This is a genomic window from Niveispirillum sp. GW835-FHT14G11 (genome assembly GCF_058793615.1).
Window position 1 is genome coordinate 243001 of record NZ_JBXAFZ010000011.1, and the last position, 16848, is coordinate 259848.

Annotated in this window: 17 protein-coding genes and 1 riboswitch; of the genes, 15 read left to right on the top strand and 2 right to left on the bottom strand. The window is 66.1% G+C overall.

The genetic code is table 11. From position 1 onward, the window contains the following. Positions 1–45 precede the first annotated feature (45 nt). From AC1Q7F_RS20870 to AC1Q7F_RS20900, 7 genes are all read left to right on the top strand, one after another. Positions 46–507, top strand: a complete 462-nt coding sequence (locus tag AC1Q7F_RS20870; protein ID WP_492510445.1) for a hypothetical protein — start codon at positions 46–48, stop codon at positions 505–507. Further along, a complete protein-coding gene (locus tag AC1Q7F_RS20875; protein WP_492510447.1) occupies positions 504–1481 on the top strand; it encodes a fumarylacetoacetate hydrolase family protein in 978 nt (325 codons plus the stop codon). The genes AC1Q7F_RS20870 and AC1Q7F_RS20875 overlap by 4 nt, the downstream gene beginning before the upstream one ends. Positions 1482–1676: 195 nt before the next feature. After that, on the top strand, positions 1677–2798 hold the full coding sequence (locus AC1Q7F_RS20880) for an FAD-dependent oxidoreductase (RefSeq protein WP_492510449.1): 1122 nt from the start codon (positions 1677–1679) through the stop codon (positions 2796–2798). 10 nt (positions 2799–2808) lie between these two features. Further along, on the top strand, positions 2809–3711 hold the full coding sequence (locus AC1Q7F_RS20885) for a VOC family protein (RefSeq protein WP_492510451.1): 903 nt from the start codon (positions 2809–2811) through the stop codon (positions 3709–3711). A gap of 3 nt (positions 3712–3714) precedes the next feature. Next, positions 3715–4878 (top strand): alpha/beta hydrolase family protein, encoded by a 1164-nt coding sequence (locus tag AC1Q7F_RS20890; protein WP_492510453.1) that lies wholly within the window; start codon positions 3715–3717, stop codon positions 4876–4878. Between the two features lie 5 nt (positions 4879–4883). Beyond that, on the top strand, positions 4884–5168 hold the full coding sequence (locus AC1Q7F_RS20895; RefSeq protein WP_492510522.1) for a 2Fe-2S iron-sulfur cluster-binding protein: 285 nt from the start codon (positions 4884–4886) through the stop codon (positions 5166–5168). A gap of 4 nt (positions 5169–5172) precedes the next feature. Next, the gene (locus AC1Q7F_RS20900) at positions 5173–5946 is read left to right on the top strand and encodes a cyclase family protein (RefSeq protein ID WP_492510455.1); all 774 of its coding nucleotides are present in this window, start codon (positions 5173–5175) and stop codon (positions 5944–5946) included. Here AC1Q7F_RS20900 and AC1Q7F_RS20905 read toward each other — a convergent pair. Beyond that, positions 5943–6857 carry an NAD-dependent epimerase/dehydratase family protein gene (locus tag AC1Q7F_RS20905; protein WP_492510457.1) on the bottom strand — a complete coding sequence of 305 codons (915 nt, stop codon included), beginning with the start codon at positions 6855–6857 and terminating at the stop codon, positions 5943–5945. The two genes, AC1Q7F_RS20900 and AC1Q7F_RS20905, sit on opposite strands and share 4 nt — an antisense overlap. A gap of 116 nt (positions 6858–6973) precedes the next feature. On the opposite strand from AC1Q7F_RS20905, the gene AC1Q7F_RS20910 reads away from it, so the two are divergent. The 4 genes from AC1Q7F_RS20910 to AC1Q7F_RS20925 all read left to right on the top strand — a co-directional run bounded on the left by AC1Q7F_RS20910 (position 6974) and on the right by AC1Q7F_RS20925 (position 12035). Next, positions 6974–7888 carry a LysR family transcriptional regulator gene (locus tag AC1Q7F_RS20910; protein ID WP_492510459.1) on the top strand — a complete coding sequence of 305 codons (915 nt, stop codon included), beginning with the start codon at positions 6974–6976 and terminating at the stop codon, positions 7886–7888. Positions 7889–8143: 255 nt separating this feature from the next. Further along, complete coding sequence (locus tag AC1Q7F_RS20915) at positions 8144–10378, top strand: TonB-dependent receptor (protein ID WP_492510461.1); 2235 nt, start codon at positions 8144–8146, stop codon at positions 10376–10378. Continuing rightward, the gene (locus AC1Q7F_RS20920) at positions 10378–11556 is read left to right on the top strand and encodes an MFS transporter (protein WP_492510463.1); all 1179 of its coding nucleotides are present in this window, start codon (positions 10378–10380) and stop codon (positions 11554–11556) included. Before AC1Q7F_RS20915 ends, AC1Q7F_RS20920 begins: the two co-directional genes overlap by 1 nt. After that, positions 11553–12035: a cupin domain-containing protein gene (locus AC1Q7F_RS20925; protein ID WP_492510465.1), complete on the top strand. Its 483-nt coding sequence runs from the start codon at positions 11553–11555 to the stop codon at positions 12033–12035. The genes AC1Q7F_RS20920 and AC1Q7F_RS20925 overlap by 4 nt, the downstream gene beginning before the upstream one ends. Before the next feature lie 12 nt (positions 12036–12047). On the opposite strand, the gene AC1Q7F_RS20930 is transcribed toward AC1Q7F_RS20925, so the two are convergent. Further along, on the bottom strand, positions 12048–12491 hold the full coding sequence (locus AC1Q7F_RS20930; protein WP_492510467.1) for a DUF4166 domain-containing protein: 444 nt from the start codon (positions 12489–12491) through the stop codon (positions 12048–12050). Between the two features lie 110 nt (positions 12492–12601). Here AC1Q7F_RS20930 and AC1Q7F_RS20935 point away from each other — a divergent pair, with 110 nt between their 5' ends. From AC1Q7F_RS20935 to cobW, 4 genes are all read left to right on the top strand, one after another. Then, a complete protein-coding gene (locus AC1Q7F_RS20935) occupies positions 12602–13669 on the top strand; it encodes a sensor histidine kinase (protein WP_492510469.1) in 1068 nt (355 codons plus the stop codon). Beyond that, a complete protein-coding gene (locus AC1Q7F_RS20940) occupies positions 13666–15033 on the top strand; it encodes a sigma-54-dependent transcriptional regulator (protein WP_492510471.1) in 1368 nt (455 codons plus the stop codon). Before AC1Q7F_RS20935 ends, AC1Q7F_RS20940 begins: the two co-directional genes overlap by 4 nt. Then, on the top strand, positions 15030–15473 hold the full coding sequence (locus AC1Q7F_RS20945; RefSeq protein WP_492510473.1) for a thiol-disulfide oxidoreductase DCC family protein: 444 nt from the start codon (positions 15030–15032) through the stop codon (positions 15471–15473). Before AC1Q7F_RS20940 ends, AC1Q7F_RS20945 begins: the two co-directional genes overlap by 4 nt. A gap of 76 nt (positions 15474–15549) precedes the next feature. Further along, positions 15550–15767, top strand: a riboswitch (cobalamin riboswitch). A gap of 38 nt (positions 15768–15805) precedes the next feature. Continuing rightward, the gene (cobW, locus tag AC1Q7F_RS20950; RefSeq protein WP_492510475.1) at positions 15806–16846 is read left to right on the top strand and encodes a cobalamin biosynthesis protein CobW; all 1041 of its coding nucleotides are present in this window, start codon (positions 15806–15808) and stop codon (positions 16844–16846) included. Positions 16847–16848 lie beyond the last annotated feature (2 nt).

A 16848-nucleotide genomic window follows, 5' to 3' on the forward strand; every position in this document is an offset into this window, starting at 1 on the left:
GTTGCACGGACCCAACAAGCGGACCGGACGTGAAGCGGGCTGATCATGCAGGTATTATCGGTGGAGGTTCCCGATGGCGCATCCCAAAATGCTACCGGTGTCATGTCGCTGCTACATTCGCGGCCTTTCAAGGGGCCGCAAGAGCACTCTCCCGGCCCGGCCCGATCGGGGGCCGCCGGACACGATCGACTGAATATGGATCAGAGTGCCGTTGGCACTCGCCGCGGCTTCTTCATCGTCATCTCCCCGATTTGTCATACATTTATTATTGATAACGGTACCATATGTGCGGTTCTGAAGATCGTCAACCCGTCGCGTGGCGACGATGGGCAGAAATTTATGAAAGCGGATAGGCGGGTTTGGAATGACCATCGCGGCATGCGCCCACCGTCACGCGCCGACCTATCACCGCTGCCGATACAAGGCTTCGGCAATACCGACTTAAAGACGGCTCCCATCCTGCGTATGCCAGTGATCTATTTTCCAATTTTCAGGGAACCCCGATGAAACTGGCAAGCCTTGACGATGGCACGCGCGACGGGCGTCTGGTCGTCGTCTCCAGCGACCTGTCGCGCGCCGTTCCCGCCACAGGCATCGCGCAGACGATGCAACAGGCGTTGGATGATTGGAAAGCCGTTGCCCCCCGCCTGCAGGCACTGTCGGACAGGCTGAACCAGGGTACTGCTGCCGGGGCCATTCTGTTCGATCCCGCCCAAGCACTGGCGCCGCTGCCGCGCGCCTGGCAATGGCTGGACGGATCGGCCTTCCATTCCCATGGGGAACTGATGGCCAAGGTGTTCGGCATCGCCAACCCGCAATCCGACCGGCCTTTGATGTATCAGGGCATGTCCCATCACTTCATTGCGGCCATGGCCCCCGTGCCCCTGCCGTCGGAGGAGGATGGCATCGATTTCGAGGGCGAGTTCGCCATTATCACCGATGATGTGCCTATGGGCACGCCCCCTGCCACGGCGCGGGACCATGTGAAACTGGTGCTGCTGGTCAATGATTGGTCCCTGCGCGCCACGGGCCGGGTGGAGATGGCGACGGGCTTCGGCTGGGTCCAGGCCAAGCCCGCCTGTTCGGCAGCCCCGGTTGCCGTGACGCCGGACGAGTTGGGGACCAGCTGGAAGGACGGGCGGGCGCATCTGGATCTGCTGGTCGATTGGAACGGAAGGCGATTCGGGGCCGCCAATGGCGGGGCCATGGGCTTCTGCTTTGGCGAACTGATCGCCCATGCCGCCCGCACCCGCGATCTGTGCGCCGGCACCATCATCGGGTCGGGCACCGTGTCGAACGTTCATTACCGGGAGATCGGCTCCAGCTGCATTGCCGAGCGCCGCGGCATCGAATTGCTGGACGATGGCATTGCCCGCACCGGCTTCATGCATTTCGGCGATCGCGTCCGCATGGAGGTGGTGAAGGACGGGCAGAGCCTGTTCGGGGCCATCGATCAGCAAGTGGTGAAGGCGGGTAGCTGAAGGAATATATCAGTTTGGCCGATGCATGGTATCGCTACAAACGCCTTTGGTGATTTGTTCGCACGCCGTATCGTTGCTGTCATGGCGTTCCGCGACGGCGGCACCCACCACCCATCCCCAGAATAACGATCCGCCGCCCTGTCGGCGGGCGAGGCGGGCTGCCGTTTGATTGCGGCGGTCCGGGAGGAAATCATTGTGCCCCTGATCCGCAATGCGCTTGTCGTCGGCGGCGGTATCGCCGGCATGTCGGCGGCTATTACCCTGTCCCGTCTGGATATCGAGGTCGATCTGGTGGACCAGGACCCGGATTGGCGGGTCTATGGTGCTGGCATCTCCATCACCGGTCCCACCCTGCGCGCCTTTCAGCGGCTGGGCATCCTGGAGGATTTCCGCCACCACGGCTATTGCGCGTCAGACACCCGCCTGTTCACGCCCCACGGCCACCCGATCGGGGAGATCGCGACCCCACCCTTGGCGGCCGACCTGCCGGCCGGTGGCGGCATCATGCGGCCCATCTTGCATGAGATGCTGGCCAGCCGTACCCGCGCCGCCGCATCCGATATCCGCCTGGGCGTCACGGTGGAAAGTCTGGCGGAGGATGCCGATGGCGCCGACGTGCAGTTCAGCGACGGGCGGCATGGCCGGTACGATCTCGTGATCGGGGCCGACGGCATCCATTCCCGCATGCGCACCCTGTTGTTCCCCCACGCCCCCCGACCGCGTTTCACGGGCCAGGCCTGCTGGCGCATCACCGTGCCCCGTCCGCCGAACGTGACGGGGGTGGAGATGTATCTGGGTGCGCCAATCAAGGCCGGTGTGAACCCGTGCGCCGCCGACAAGATGTATCTGTTCGCGCTGGAGAGCATTGCGCCCAACACCCGGCACGCGGAAGCCGAGTTGCCCGACCTGCTGCGCCAGCGGCTGGCCGGGTTCGGTGGCGCCATCGCCTTCGTGCGTGACCAGATCACGGAACAGAGCATCATCAATTTCCGGCCGCTGGAGGCGCTGCTGCTGCCCGGCCCCTGGCATACGGGCCGCACCGTTCTGATCGGCGACGCCGCACACGCCACCACCCCGCATCTGGCCAGCGGCGCCGGCATGGCCATGGAGGATGCAGTGGTGTTGGGCGAGGAGCTGGCCACGGCCACTGACCTGTCGGCCGCCCTTGAGGGCTTCATGGCGCGCCGGTTCGACCGGGCAGCCTTGGTCGTCAACAATTCCGTCCGCCTGGGCGAGATCGAACAGAGCGGCGTCCATAGCGAGGAACATCCCCACCTGATGAACGCCACCATGGCCGCCCTGGCTCAACCGCTTTAAGGAGAAGACCATGACCCGCGTTACCGATATCCGCTATGTCGGCTATGCCGTGCCCGACCTGGAGGCCGAACGCGCCTTCTACCGCAACAAATGGGGCCTGCGCGAGGTCGCTTCCAAGGATGGCCTGATCTATCTGGCGGCGGAGGGCTCGCCGGAACTGTACGTCGTCCGCCTGCGTGCGTCCGATACCAAGCGCATTGACGTGATCGCCCTGGCGGCAGAGACGAACGCCGATGTGGATGAGCTGCATGACAAGGTAGTGGCCGCCGGCTGCCGCGTGATCTTTGCACCAAGGGACCTGACCGGGTTCGGCGGCGGCTATGGCTTCCGCTTCTTCGGCAAGGACGGCTTGAGCTTCGAAATCTCCGCCGGCGTCGAACGCGGCCCCTCGCGCGCGGTGGCCGCGAAGGAGGCGCTGCCGGAAAAGATCAGCCATGTCGTCCTGCATTCGCCCGATCACAAGGGCACTGTGGACTTCTTCGTGAATGTCCTGGGCTTCCGGGTGTCGGACTGGCTGGGCGATTTCATGTGTTTCCTGCGCTGCAACGAATGGCACCACCGGATCGCCATCCTGCCGGGCCCGCCCTGCCTGAACCATGTCGCCTATGACATGGCCGACATGGACGCGATGATGCGCGGTGTGGGCAAGCTGAAGCGTGCGGAGGTGGAACTGCGCTGGGGCCCTGGCCGCCACACGGCCGGCAACAATACCTTCAGCTATTTCACCACGCCGGCCGGCTTCGCCGTGGAATATACCGCTGAACTGGAGCGGGTGGACGAGGCGACCTGGGTGGCCGGCGTGCATGTGCCCAGCCCCGAAATCATGGATCAGTGGGGGGCCGGCAGCGGCGGCCCGCAGACCATGCCGCATCCCGCCCCCGATGCCGGCCTGTTCCAGGCGGCGGAGGTTTGACCCATGGCGTTGTTCCAATATTTCCCCAACAATTACATCTGGAACCTGTCGGTCAACATCGCCATCGAAAGCGGTGCGCGGGTCGGCGAGATCGAGGATATGTGCCGCCCGCTGCTGGATGCGGCGGCGCGGGGGGAGGATGCCGGTACCGGCGCCTTCCTGGCGCAATGGGTTGCCATGGGCGACAAGCTGGTGGGGCTGGCGGCGGAGGATGAGGCGCGTGGCCGCGCCCTGTCCGCCGGGGCCAAGCTGCAGCGCGCCTCGCTCTATTACATCACGGCCGAGCGCATGCAGGGCCATGGCCATCCGGGGCGGGAGGAGACATTCACCAAGGGTCAGGTCGCCTTCCGCAAGGGCGTCGCGCTGGCGCGCGAGAACTGCACACGCGTGGAAATCCCCTTCGGCGACAGTTTTATCCCCGGCCTGTTCACCAAGGCCGAGGGGGGGGAGGGGCCGGCGCCCTGCGTCCTGTATGTGAACGGGTTGGACAGTTGCAAGGAACTGCTGTTCTGGTCCTGGCTGCCGCACGCCCTGGCCAGGCGCGGTATTTCCACGCTCTGCATCGACCAGCCGGGCACGGGCGAGGCACTGCGCGCCAACCATCTCTATGCCACGCATGAGACGGAGCGCTGGGCCACGCCGGTGTTCGATGATCTGGCGACCCGTCCGGACGTGATCGCCGACCGTATCGGCATGGTCGGCATTTCGCTGGGTGGTTACTTCACGCCGCGCGCGGTGGCGTTCGAACCGCGCTTTGCGTCGGGAGCCGTCTGGGGCGCCAACCATGATTGGCGTGAAGTGCAGCAAAAGCGTCTGAAGCGGGAAGGGGAGAACCCGGTGCCCCATTACTGGGGCCATGTCCGCTGGGTGTTCGGCGCCAAGGATATGGATGACTTCTTCGCCAAGGCCGACGGCATGCATCTGAACGGTGTGCTGGATAGGATCAAGGTGCCCTTCCTGGTCACCCATGGTGCCAAGGACCGGCAGATCTCCGTCGATTATGCCCACCAGACCTATGAGCAACTGGTCAATTCGCCCAAGCGTGAGCTGAAGATCTTCACCGACCGTGAGGGTGGGGTGGAACATGTCGGGGCCGACAACATGTCGTTCGGCCGCGACTATATCGCCGACTGGTTCGCCGACACGCTGGGCGGGCGGGCGGCGTGAGTGTCATGCTGCAGCTGGTCGGGGAGGCGCGGGACATCCCCGTCGCTCCCGGCCAGTCCCTGATGCAGGCCATCGCCGCACAGGGCCGTGACGCGATCACGGCCCTGTGCGGCGGTTGCTGTATCTGCGGCACTTGCCGCGTGGCTGTGCTGGATGGTGATCCCGGCCCGATGGGGCCAGCGGAGGCTGCCTTGCGCCGCCAGCTCGACATTGCCGATCCCGCCATCCGCCTGTCCTGCCAGATGCGCCCCGGTTCCTGCCTGCGCGTCGCCATTATCCAACCGAGGTGATCCAATGCCCCGCATCATCGACCTGTCCGTCCATCTGGAAAATGACGTCCCGGCCGATCCGCCCTTCATGCGTCCCAAGATCCGCTATGCCAGCCATCAGGAAGGGGCGGAGGAATATTGCCGGATGTTCCCCGGCCTGAAGGCCGAACAGCTTCCCGATGGCGAAGGACCGGCGGCGGAGTGGGTGGAAATTTCCACCCATAACGGCACCCACATGGACGCGCCCTGGCATTACCATTCCACGATGGATGGCGGCAAACGCGCCATTACCATTGATGAGGTGCCGCTGGACTGGTGCTTCCGCCCCGGCGTGAAGCTGGATTTCCGCCACTTGCCCGATGGGCATGTGGTGACGGCGGCCGAGGTTGAGGCCGAACTGGCCCGCATCGGCCATGTGCTTCAGCCCCTGGATATCGTGCTGGTCAACACCGCCGCCGGTGCCGCCTATGGCACGCCCCAGTTTCTCTCCAAGGGCTGTGGCATGGGGCGTGAAGCGACCTTGTATCTGGTCGAACGGGGGGTGCGCGTCACCGGCATCGATGGCTGGAGCTGGGATGCGCCATTCCCCTTCACCGCCGCCAAGTTCAAGGAGACGGGCGACGCCTCCCTGATCTGGGAAGGACATTATGTCGGCAGGCAAGTGGGCTATTGCCACATGGAAAAGCTGGCCAATCTGGAGACGCTGCCGCCCGCGGGCTTCACCGTCGCCTGTTTCCCGGTGAAGGTCCGTGCCGCATCGGCGGGGTGGACGCGGGCCGTGGCGATCTTGGCGGATTAAAGCCCCAGAGACGCCGTGATCAGCCGGCCGATATCGCCATCATGGCGGAAGCCGGCCGCCAGCGCGCGGTCAGCCCGCACGGGCGGCTGCCGGCCAAACCGTGCCTCCACCATGGCATCGGGTTCATAGGCGATGTCCACGGCGCCGAAGCGGCGTTCCAGCGCTGCCACCAGTTCGCCCATGGTCAGGCGCAACACGGGTGGCAGCCAGACCCGCCTGTCGGCCTTCAAACCGGCCGCGTGCAGCAGATTGTCCACACAGCACGCTGCCGACATCCACCAGCAGACGGCATTGACGGACACCGGCACCCGCACCGGCTGCCCTTCTGCCGCTGCCCACATCACATCGCTCATGAAGGCGGATATCAGTCCCGACGGTGCCGGCGGGCGGGCGACGATGCCGGGCAGGCGCAGGCTGTGCCCATCGATGAAGCCGCGCCGGCTGTAATCCGTCACCAGCACTTCCGCCGCCAGTTTCTGTGCGCCATAGGACAGGGTGGGGGCGGTGGACGTGTCGTCATCCACAAGATCGGGCAACGGATCGCCATAGACGGCGACGCTGCTGGCGAAGACCAGCCGGGCGGGAGTGGCCTGAAGCCGCAGTGCCTCAAGCAGGCCGATCGTGCCCAGCAGGTTGACCGACAGGCCCAGATGGAACTCCCGCTCCGCCAGCCCGCCGGGAATGCTGGCCAGATGGAAGACAAAATCCGCACCGCCATCCAATAACCCGGCCCAGAGGCCGGCATCGGCGATACTGCCCGCCACCTGCCGCACGCGCGGATCGCTGGTGGGTTCGGTGAAGCGTTGATCGACCAGGGTCAGCCGGTCAAAGGCCAGGACACCGCCGGCCAGCAGACGGCGAACAAGGTGACGGCCGACAAACCCGTCGGCACCGGTGATCAGGATATGCATGTGGCCCTCAGACCGGTCCATTTCGATGCCGGCACGTTAAGGGCTCGACACCAATCGTCGAAGTCGTATTTATGGAGACTAACTATCGGCCTGACCGATAGATGGGGAGGAAGATGATGCGGTTCCAGAAACTGGACCTGAACCTGCTGGTGGTGCTGGATGTGCTGCTGGAGGAACGCAGCGTGTCGCGCGCCGCCCACCGGCTGAACCTCAGCCAGTCGGCCGTCAGCGGCAATCTGGCGCGGCTGCGCGAGTTTTTCGATGACGACATCCTTGCCCAGATCGGCCGGTCGATGGTGCCCACGCCGCTGGCGGAAAGCCTGGCCGCCCCCGTGCGCGACATCCTGATGCAGATTCAGTCGACGATCGAGACCAAGCCCAGCTTCGACCCCGCCACCGCCACCCGTACCATCCGCATGCACGCGTCCGATTATGTGACGGAGGTGCTGCTGGCCCGCGTCATCCGCGAGGCGAGGCGGCTGGCGCCCGGCATCAAGGTGGAGATCGACGGCATGGACGATCTGGTGCTGGAGCGGCTGTCGCGCGGGCAGGTGGATTTCCTGGTCACGCCCGACAATTTCACCCATCCCGACCATCCCAAGGAGATGCTGTTCACCGACACCCATGTCGTCGTTACCTGGAAGGACAATAGCAGGCTGGGCGATACGATCAGCTTCGACCAGTATATGCAGATGGGCCATGTGCTGGTGCGGTTCGGCATGAAGCGCGCACCCAGCTTCGATCAATGGTTCCTGGACCGGTTTGGTTACAGCCGCAATGCCGAGCTGTTCGTGGCCGATTTCACCACTGTGCCCGCCATGCTGGTCGGCACCGACCTGCTGGCCACCATGCATGAGCGTCTGGCCAGGCTGTATGTGGACAGGCTGCCCTTGCGCATTCTGCCGCTGCCGATCGAATTCCCCATCCTGACCGAAATGGTGCAATGGCATCGGCATTTCCAGCGTGACCCGGCCTTGGTCTGGTTCCGCGGCCTGATGCGCCGCATGGCCGTCGAACAGGATGCCGCCTGAACTATTGGCCAGGGCGATAGGTCAGATCGTGAAATACGATTTCGCCGATGCATTCGCGACTGTTATGGTTTTATCAGCAAAGAAAATTTGACCGGTCCAGAGGCCGGCGATCGGGGAGGGTGTCGGCCATGGCCGGCAGGGAGCCGCTTGCGCTTCCATATCCATCAAAATGACAGGCTGCCTTGGCAAGGGCGGCGCTGAACCCGTCCGCCTGCCTTCCGGGACTCTTAAAAAACCCCAGGGAGGAAAATGAAAATGCGCGCCACCTTGCTGTTGACCACGGCCCTGCTGTCGGCCGTCGCGGCCAGTGCCCAGAGTGCCGATCCGGGCGTGCTGGAGGAGATCGTCGTCACTGCCCAGCGCCGGTCGGAGAATTTGCAGAAGGTGGCGGTCGCGGTGTCGGCGATATCCGCCGACGATCTGGTCACCGCCGGTGTCACCGACACGGCAGGCCTGACCAAGCTGGTGCCGGCGCTGGTGGTACAGCCGGGCGGCGGGTCCAATACCGGTTTCTACCTGCGCGGTGTGGGTACGCTGGGCCCCAACTCCTTCTCCGAAAATGCCATCGCCTTCAATTATGGCGGCGTCTATATCGGCCGGCCGACGGCACCGGTCGGCACCTTCTTCGATCTGGCGCGGGTGGAGGTGGTGAAGGGACCGCAGGGCACGCTGTATGGCCGCAACGCCACCGGCGGTGCGGTGAATGTCATCCCTAATCGCCCCGACAATGCCAGCACGGGCGGCGAGGCCGGGCTGGAGATCAGCAATTACAATCTGCGCAAGGCTACGGGCATGATCAACGCCCCGATCAGCGACACGCTCAGCCTGCGTGTGGCCGGCCAGGTGGTGGACCGTGATGGTTACCTGTCCGACGGCTATGACGATGAAGAGGGGCAGGCGGCCCGCGCCTCGCTGCTGTGGGAGCCGGATGACCGGCTCAGCCTGCTTCTGTCGGGCGATTATTTCCACCAGGGCGGCAAGGGTGTGGGCGGCGTGCTGGTGCCCGGCAGCCTGACCCCGACGGCGCCGGCCGTGGGCGACCGGATCGGCGGGTCGGAGGCCACAAGCATCAGCGAACTGCGTCTGCGGTTCCCCGGCCTGATCAATTCCGGGCTGGTGGTGCCGCCCAAGGATGACGGCTTCAATGACAGCACTTTCTGGGGGGTGACGGCGACGCTGGATTACCAGTTCGATGCCGGCACGCTGACCGTGCTGCCCGCCTATCGTGACAGCCGGCCGGACTTCGTTTTCTACAGCGTCGGCTTCCAGGGAACGGTGCAGGAAGTGTCGAAGCAAAGCTCGGTCGAGGTACGCTTCGCCTCGGCGGAGGACAATGCCTTCCGATATGTCGTGGGCGGCTTCTGGTTCCGGGACAAGGTGGATGCGCTGAACAGCTTCTTCCAGGGCGGGCTGTCCACCACCACCTTCATGCCGCACCAGGAAACGGTCAGCAAGGCGGTGTTCGGCCAGGGAACCTATGATGTGGCCGACGGACTGCGTCTTGTGGCCGGTGTCCGTTACACGCATGAAAACAAGCAGCAGACCACGCCCGTTCGCCAAAGCAGCGTCAGCAACCCCAATCCGCCCTTCGTCACCGCCACGGGCGACGAGAATTTCAACAGCGTCACCTGGAAGGGCGGGATCGAGTTCGATGCCGGGCCGCAATCGCTGCTCTATGCCAATGTCGCCACCGGGTTCAAGGCGGGCGGTTTCTATCCGGCCGTCGGCAAGAACAGCTTCGATCCGGAAAAACTGACCGCCTATACGGTTGGATCCAAGAACCGTTTCCTGGATAACCGCCTGCAACTGAATGCCGAAGCCTTCTGGTGGGACTATCAGGACCAGCAGATCGGCTATATCGGCCCCATCGAGGTGGGACCCGGTGTCTATGGCCAGGCGGCGGTGACCGCCAATGTCGGCCAGGCCCGGATGTATGGCATGGAGGTGGAGGCGCAGTTCCTGGCCACGCGGAACGACGAGATCGGTATCAACCTGCAATATATGGACAGCAAATATAACAGCTTCGTCTATACCGCCATTTCGGCCGGCGGCACGCCCCTGCCCAGCGGCTGTGCCGTCACGCCCAACAGTTCCCTGCCGGTGGCCGCACCGGCCCGGCTGTTCACCATCGATTGTTCGGGCAAGGCGGCGGTGAACGCCCCGAAATGGTCGTTGAACCTCAGCTACAGCCACACGTTCGAACTGTCGGCCGATCTCGACCTGATCCTGGGTGCGCGCAGCCGCATCGAAAGCGGCCGGTTCCTGTCCATCGATTATCGCCCCGAACAGCATCAGGACGGCTACATGACCTCGGACGCCTGGCTGACGCTGGAAGCACCGGGACAGGGCTGGTCCTTGACGGGCTATGTCAACAACATCACGGACAAGGACATCTACTCCACCTCCTTCACCCGTCCCATCCTGAACGTCGTCTATAACGGCCTGCGCCCGCCCCGCACCTATGGGCTGCGCGGTTCGGTGAGCTTCTGATGGGGATGACGGTGAACGGGCAAGCCAAGGCGGGAATTGCGCAGGGGTTGGCACTGCTGTTGCCCTGCACCTCGGCCGTGATGGGCATATTGCTGCTGGTGCCGGTGGCACCGCAGTTGATGACGGCCTTTGCCCATGTGCCGGGTGTGGAATTCCTGGTGCCGGTGCTGTTGACCCTGCCGGGCCTCTGCATCGCCCTGTTTTCTCCCGTGGCCGGCATGCTGGGTGACCGGTTTGGGCGGCGCCGGCTGCTGATCATTGCCATGCTGGCCTATGGGCTGGCCGGCATGGCGCCCATGGTGCTGGAGGACCTGCACCAGATCCTGGTCAGCCGCGTGCTGGTCGGGATCTGCGAGGCACTGATCATGACGCTCAGCACCACGCTGATCGGCGATCTGTTCGAGGGCAGGACACGCGAACGCTGGCTGTCGTCGCAAACGGCGGTGGCCTCGGTCTCCGCCCTACTGTTCCTGGCGCTGGGCGGGTTGCTGGGGCGGCAGGGTTGGCAGACACCGTTCCTGATCTATGGGCTGTCCTGGCCCATGGCTTTGGCGGTGCTGCTGCTGGTGCGCGAACCGGTGCTGACGCAACGCCAGATGCCGGCCTGGTCGCTGCTGCCGGGGCGGCACATGGCGCTGACCTGCGGGGCGACGGTTCTGGCGGCCATCCTGTTCTATACGATCCAGATCAATGTCGGCACGGTGCTGCCCGGTTTCGGCGTCACCGATCCCGGCCGCATCGGCCTGCTGTCGGCATTGGCCAGCATCGGCACGCCGCTGGGCAGCCTGATCTTCTGGGGCCTGGCCAAACGGGATGTGCGCCTGCTGCTGGCTGGTGAGTTCGCCCTGATGGCCGCATCCTTCATCGCCATGGGTCAGGCGCCCGATGAAGGCTGGTTCATTGCGGCGGCCTTCATGGGCCAGATTGCCGCCGGCCTGCTGCTGCCCACGCTTTTGACCTGGACCATGTCGGCCCTGGCGTTCGAAGTACGGGGCAGGGGGACGGGCCTTTGGCAGTCCAGCTTCGCCATCGGCCAATTCCTGTCGGCCCTGGTGGTGCCCGCCCTGGCCCTGCGCATGGGCGCGGTAATCGACACGCTGCCTCTGATCGGTGCCGCCGCCCTGCTGGTGGCCGGCATTGCCCTTATCCTGTTCCTGCGTCCCCGGAGCACTGCATGACCCAGCCCTTCCGCCGCATTGTCACCGGTCACAATGATGATGGAATGTCGGTCATCCGTGCCGTCGATACGCTGATCCCCACCCTGATCGATAGCGGCGATGCGGCCTTCCAACTGGTCTGGGCCACGCCGACCGTGCCGGTCGATCTGAACGATGGCAGCGACGGCATGCTGCCGGCCGGCAAGACGCTGCCGGGCGGGTCGGTGATCCGTATTGTGGACATGCTGCCGGGCAAGGCATCACCCCTTCACCGTTCCTATTCCATAGATTACGGCATCGTGCTGTCGGGTGAGCTGGAGCTGGAACTGGATGACGGATCGGTGACGCCACTGGCGACCGGCGACATTGTGGTGCAGCGGGCCACCAACCATCTGTGGCGCAACCCGTCGCCAACCCAGGTCTGCCGCATCGCCTTTATCCTGATCGAGGCGAAGCCGGTGATGGCCGGCGGCCGGGCGCTGCCGGAAATCCATCCGTGAAGACGCAGTGCACTATTCCACCCGTCCACGGTAATGGATCAGCCGGCCCAGCCAGGGCAGGTCGATGGGGATGTCGAACATGAAGGCGCCATCCACCTGCCGTTCCACCGCCGGGCAGCGCGGGGCCAGCCAGCCGGGCATAGGCACACCCAGGGAACGGCAGCGCACCAGGGTCAGGTACAGCGCGTCCTGGGCGGCAGTCACCTGGAAGATGTTGGCGATCATGCCCATGCGTTCCACCAGCAGGCCGGCGTCGCGGCCCTTGCCCGCGGTCAGCGTGCTGGCATAGCGCCGGCCGGCGAAGCGGCGTTCCCAGCGCTCCCCCTCTGCCGTGGCTTCAAAGATGATGGTGACGGGCACATCGCGGCCCGGTGCCGGCAGGCCTAGCACGGCACACAGCAGCCAGGCCAGTGGTCCCGGCCGCGTGTCGATCTGGGCCAGACCCGACAGTTCCATTCGGTCGGTACGGTCATGGGCCGCGGCGGACGCTGGTCTGGCTGCTGCTGATGGGGCTGCTGGCGGCGAGCGGGACGTTGGTGGGCATTCTACCGGCCATGGCAGGTGGTATGCGGGGCATCCTGGCGGTGGGTTTTGTGGAGATTTGGCTGCTGATGCTGCTGATGACGGTGGCCGGGGTGGCCGCCATGACGCCGTTGCGCCGGCTGGCCGACCGGCTGGTCTTTCCCGGTGGGGAGGTGCGGGCCGGCGATCTGGACCAATGGCGGCAAGCGCTGACCAAGCCCCCGGATTGGCCGGGACTGCTGGACCGTGCCGCCGCCCTGATCGGCGGGCGGCTGGGGCTGCCGGTCGATGTTCGGCAGGACGCGGCGGGGCCGGTCCCGGCTCTGGTGCTGTCGCGCGATGAAGCCGGCTGGCGCTGTGATCTGGCCGGATGGGACGACGCCCCGCCCGGCCCCCGCCATGCCGCCGGCCTGTTCGCGGGCTGCCTGGCGGAGGCGGCCGGCCGGCTGGATCATGCCGAAGCCCTGGCCAGGGCGGAACGGCAGCGCCAGCAGGAGGCGCGGCTGGTGGAACTGGGCCAACTGGCGGCCACCGTGGCCCATGACCTGCGCAACCCGCTGAACATCATCACCATGGCCGCGGCCGGCACCGCACCCGATGTGCGGGCGGAGATCGCGGAGCAGGTGGGGCGCATGGAGATGCTGGTGCGCGACATGCTGGATTATGCCGGCACGGCACGGCTGGATCTGTGCGACACGCCGCTGGCCGACGCCGTGGAGCTGGCCCTGTCGGGGCTGCCCGGTTTGAACGTGGAGCGGGCGATCGACCCGGCCCTGACCATCCGCGCCGATCCGCGCCGGCTGCGCCAGGCGCTGGTCAATCTGATCGAGAATGCCGCCGCCCATGGTACACGCCTGGCGGTGATCGCGGAACGGGCGGCGGGGGGAGTGCAGGTCATGGTCTGCGATGATGGTCCGGGCGTGCCGGCGGAGATCAGTGACCGGCTGTTCCAGCCCTTCGTGTCGCGCCGGCCGGGCGGGACGGGTCTGGGCCTGGCCATCGTGGCCCGCATCATGGAAGCGCATGATGGGACGGCAGCGCTGGTACCGCGGCCGGGCTGGTCCACCTGCCTGTGCCTGACATTTCCAGACGTGGTGGAGGACCGGACATGACACAGGCGCGCATCCTGCTGGTGGATGATGAACCGGCCTTCCAGCGCCTGGGTGCGGCCTGGCTGTGCGGTTTCGGGCACGCGGTGGCGGTGGCCGGCGACGGGGCGACGGCGCAAGCGGCGTTCCGCACGCAGCCGGCCGACCTTGTCCTGCTGGACCTGTCCATGCCGCCCCATCACGATCCGGTGGCGGGACTGGAACTGATCTCCAGTTTTGCGCCGGCCCCGGTGGTGGTGATCACCGGCCATGCCGACCACGCGCTGGCCCTGAAGGCCGTGGAGCGGGGTGCCTGGGACTTTCTGGGCAAGCCACTGGACCCCGACCTGCTGCGCGTGGTGGTGGAACGCGGGCTGGAGCGCGGACGGCTGGCGGCGGAGCTGCGGCGCCTGCGCGATGCGGCGGGCAGTGCGGATGATCTGGGCATCGTGGGCAGCAGCGCGTCGCTGGCCAGGTTGCGCGACCTGGTGCGCCGCATCGCGCCGACGCAGGTGCCGGTGCTGGTGCTGGGGCCCAGCGGTACCGGCAAGGAACTGGTGGCCCGCGCCCTGCACCAGGGCGGGCCGCGCCGCGACCATCCCTTCGTCCCCGTCCATTGCGGCGCCATCCCCGCCGAACTGCTGGAAACCGAGCTGTTCGGCCATCTGAAAGGCAGCTTCACCGGTGCCCATGCCGACCGGCCCGGCCTGGTGGAGACGGCCCATCGCGGCACCCTGTTCCTGGACGAGGTGGGGGAGATGCCGGCCCCCATGCAGGTGAAGCTGCTGCGTTTCCTTCAGGAAGGCACCTATCAGCCCGTGGGCGGGCGGGAGGTGCGCAAGGCCGATACCCGCGTCGTCGCCGCCACCCACCGCGACCTGGAGGCGATGGTGAGGGAGGGGTGGTTCCATGAGGATCTGTATTACCGGTTGCGCGGCATGGTGCTGCGGACCCCGCCACTGGCGGAACGGCCGGAGGATGTACCGGTGCTGGCTACCCTGTTCCTGCGCCGCGCATCGGGCGGTCCGGCCCGCTTTACCCCCGACGCGCTGGATTGGCTGTCGGGCCGGGAATGGCGCGGCAATGTGCGCGAACTCCGCGCCCTGGTGGAATGTGCCGCGACCCTGGCCGGGCCGGGGGATGGCGGCGATAGGCTGCTTGATGCGGTCGATCTGGCCTTTGCGGCGGGGGAGGAGGGGACGCTTCCGGCCACCGACGCACCGCCCGCCGGCCGGCGCACACTGGACCAGGAGGTGGCTGCCCTGGAACGCCGTATGATCATTCAGGCGCTGGCGGAGACGGGCCATAACCATACCCATGCCGCCCGCCTGCTGGGCCTGTCGCGCGTGGGGTTGCTGAAGAAGCTGGACAGGATGGGGTTGCGATGAGCACGGGGAATATCGGGACCGATCCAGTCGTCCTGGAACGGCTATTGCGGGGGCCGACCTGCCTGTTCGACGGGGTGTGCAACCTGTGCAACGGGTCGGTACGCTTCATCCTGGCGACGGAAGCCGACCATGAAATCCAGTTCGCCGCCGTGCAGTCGGTGGCAGGCAGGGCCGTGCTGGCCGCCATCGGCATGCCGCACCTGACCAACAGCTTCGTCTATATCGAGGCAGGGGAGGCATTGTTGCGGTCGCGTGCGGCCTTCCGGCTGGCGCGGCGGCTGCGGGCCCCCTGGTCCTGGACACGGGCCTTCGAGCTGCTGCCCGTGGTGTTGACCGACTGGCTGTATGATCGTCTGGCCGACAACCGTTACCGCCTGTTCGGCAAGCGGGAGCTGTGCCTGGTGCCCTCGCCCCAACAGGCGAAGCGCTTCTTCGCCTGAACCTGGATGCGTCCCCGATCAGGCGTCACGGCCTGCCCCTATCGCTTTCCCTGTTGCTTCCCAGGATCAGGCCGGGCACGATCCGGCCCGCGACGGTGCCCCGGTCGCCAAAGCCGGGGAGAATAGGGAATGCGGTTCAAGGTGTTACAGCCTGATGCCGCAGCTGACCCCGCAACTGTAGGCGGCGATGCGCTTCGTCCACCCATGCCACTGGCCCCGTCATTGGGACCGGGAAGGCCGGGCGGGGCGCCATGACCCGCGAGCCAGGAGACCTGCCGACGCCTGTGATGCAATCCAACCCGCCGGGGTGGCGGGCCTGAGGAGATATTCGCATGTCGCATACCCAACCGGCCGGCAAGGTGCCGGCCACCATCGTCACCGGCTTCCTGGGCGCCGGCAAGACCACGCTGATCCGCCATCTGCTGGAGAATGCCGAGGGGCGCCGACTGGCCCTGATCATCAATGAATTCGGCGATGTCGGCGTGGATGGCGCCGTCCTGCGTGGTTGCGGGGTGGCGGCCTGCGCGGAGGATGACATCATCGAGCTGGCCAATGGCTGCCTGTGCTGCACCGTGGCCGATGATTTCGTGCCGGCCATCGAGAAGCTGCTGGCCCGCCCGCTTCCGCCCGATCATATCATCATCGAAACTAGCGGCTTGGCCCTGCCCAAGCCGCTGGTCCGGGCCTTCAACTGGCCCGATTTGCGCACCCGCGTGACGGTGGATGGCGTCGTCGCCGTGGTGGATGCCGATGCTGTGGCCGCCGGCCGCTTCGCGCCCGATCCCGCCACCCTGGACGCGCAGCGCGATGCCGCCGGCATCGTCGATCACGACACGCCGGTGATGGAGGTATTCGAGGGCCAGTTGCTGTGCGCCGACCTGATCGTGGTGTCGAAGACCGATCTGGTGGCCCCGGAAACCCTGCCGGCAATCGACGCCCTGGTCCGGGCGGAGGCGCCGCGCGGCCGCATCCTACACGCAACAGAAGGCCGCATCGACCCGCGCGTGCTGCTGGGCGTGGGTGCGGCGGCGGAGGACGATCTGGCCAACCGTCCCAGCCATCATGATGGCGAGGATGACCATGATCATGAGGATTTCACCAGCTTCAGCGTCGATCTGGGGCCGCAGTCCGATCCGGTGGTGCTGGCGGAGCGGCTGAGCGCTGTGGCCGATCGCTTTGGTATCCTGCGCCTAAAGGGTTTTGTCGAGGTGCCCGGCAAGCCCATGCGCCTGCTGGTCCAGGGCGTGGGCGGCCGGGTGCAGGCCGGCTTCGACCGGCTGTGGCGTCCGGGGGAGGAGAAGCGGTCGCGGCTGGTGGTGATCGCCGAGCATGGCATCGACCAGGGGGCGGTGGCAGCGGCCCTGGCCGGCTGAGC

What these genes read in the sequence shown, in the direction of transcription:
- AC1Q7F_RS20870 (WP_492510445.1), top strand. Translation starts at nt 46, where the DNA reads ATGCAGGTATTATCGGTGGAGGTTCCCGATGGCGCATCCCAAAATGCT.
- AC1Q7F_RS20875 (WP_492510447.1), top strand. Translation starts at nt 504, where the DNA reads ATGAAACTGGCAAGCCTTGACGATGGCACGCGCGACGGGCGTCTGGTC.
- AC1Q7F_RS20885 (WP_492510451.1), top strand. Translation starts at nt 2,809, where the DNA reads ATGACCCGCGTTACCGATATCCGCTATGTCGGCTATGCCGTGCCCGAC.
- AC1Q7F_RS20890 (WP_492510453.1), top strand. Translation starts at nt 3,715, where the DNA reads ATGGCGTTGTTCCAATATTTCCCCAACAATTACATCTGGAACCTGTCG.
- AC1Q7F_RS20895 (WP_492510522.1), top strand. Translation starts at nt 4,884, where the DNA reads ATGCTGCAGCTGGTCGGGGAGGCGCGGGACATCCCCGTCGCTCCCGGC.
- AC1Q7F_RS20900 (WP_492510455.1), top strand. Translation starts at nt 5,173, where the DNA reads ATGCCCCGCATCATCGACCTGTCCGTCCATCTGGAAAATGACGTCCCG.
- AC1Q7F_RS20905 (WP_492510457.1), bottom strand. Translation starts at nt 6,857, where the DNA reads ATGCATATCCTGATCACCGGTGCCGACGGGTTTGTCGGCCGTCACCTT.
- AC1Q7F_RS20910 (WP_492510459.1), top strand. Translation starts at nt 6,974, where the DNA reads ATGCGGTTCCAGAAACTGGACCTGAACCTGCTGGTGGTGCTGGATGTG.
- AC1Q7F_RS20915 (WP_492510461.1), top strand. Translation starts at nt 8,144, where the DNA reads ATGCGCGCCACCTTGCTGTTGACCACGGCCCTGCTGTCGGCCGTCGCG.
- AC1Q7F_RS20920 (WP_492510463.1), top strand. Translation starts at nt 10,378, where the DNA reads ATGGGGATGACGGTGAACGGGCAAGCCAAGGCGGGAATTGCGCAGGGG.
- AC1Q7F_RS20925 (WP_492510465.1), top strand. Translation starts at nt 11,553, where the DNA reads ATGACCCAGCCCTTCCGCCGCATTGTCACCGGTCACAATGATGATGGA.
- AC1Q7F_RS20930 (WP_492510467.1), bottom strand. Translation starts at nt 12,491, where the DNA reads ATGGAACTGTCGGGTCTGGCCCAGATCGACACGCGGCCGGGACCACTG.
- AC1Q7F_RS20935 (WP_492510469.1), top strand. Translation starts at nt 12,602, where the DNA reads ATGCGGGGCATCCTGGCGGTGGGTTTTGTGGAGATTTGGCTGCTGATG.
- AC1Q7F_RS20940 (WP_492510471.1), top strand. Translation starts at nt 13,666, where the DNA reads ATGACACAGGCGCGCATCCTGCTGGTGGATGATGAACCGGCCTTCCAG.
- AC1Q7F_RS20945 (WP_492510473.1), top strand. Translation starts at nt 15,030, where the DNA reads ATGAGCACGGGGAATATCGGGACCGATCCAGTCGTCCTGGAACGGCTA.
- cobW (WP_492510475.1), top strand. Translation starts at nt 15,806, where the DNA reads ATGTCGCATACCCAACCGGCCGGCAAGGTGCCGGCCACCATCGTCACC.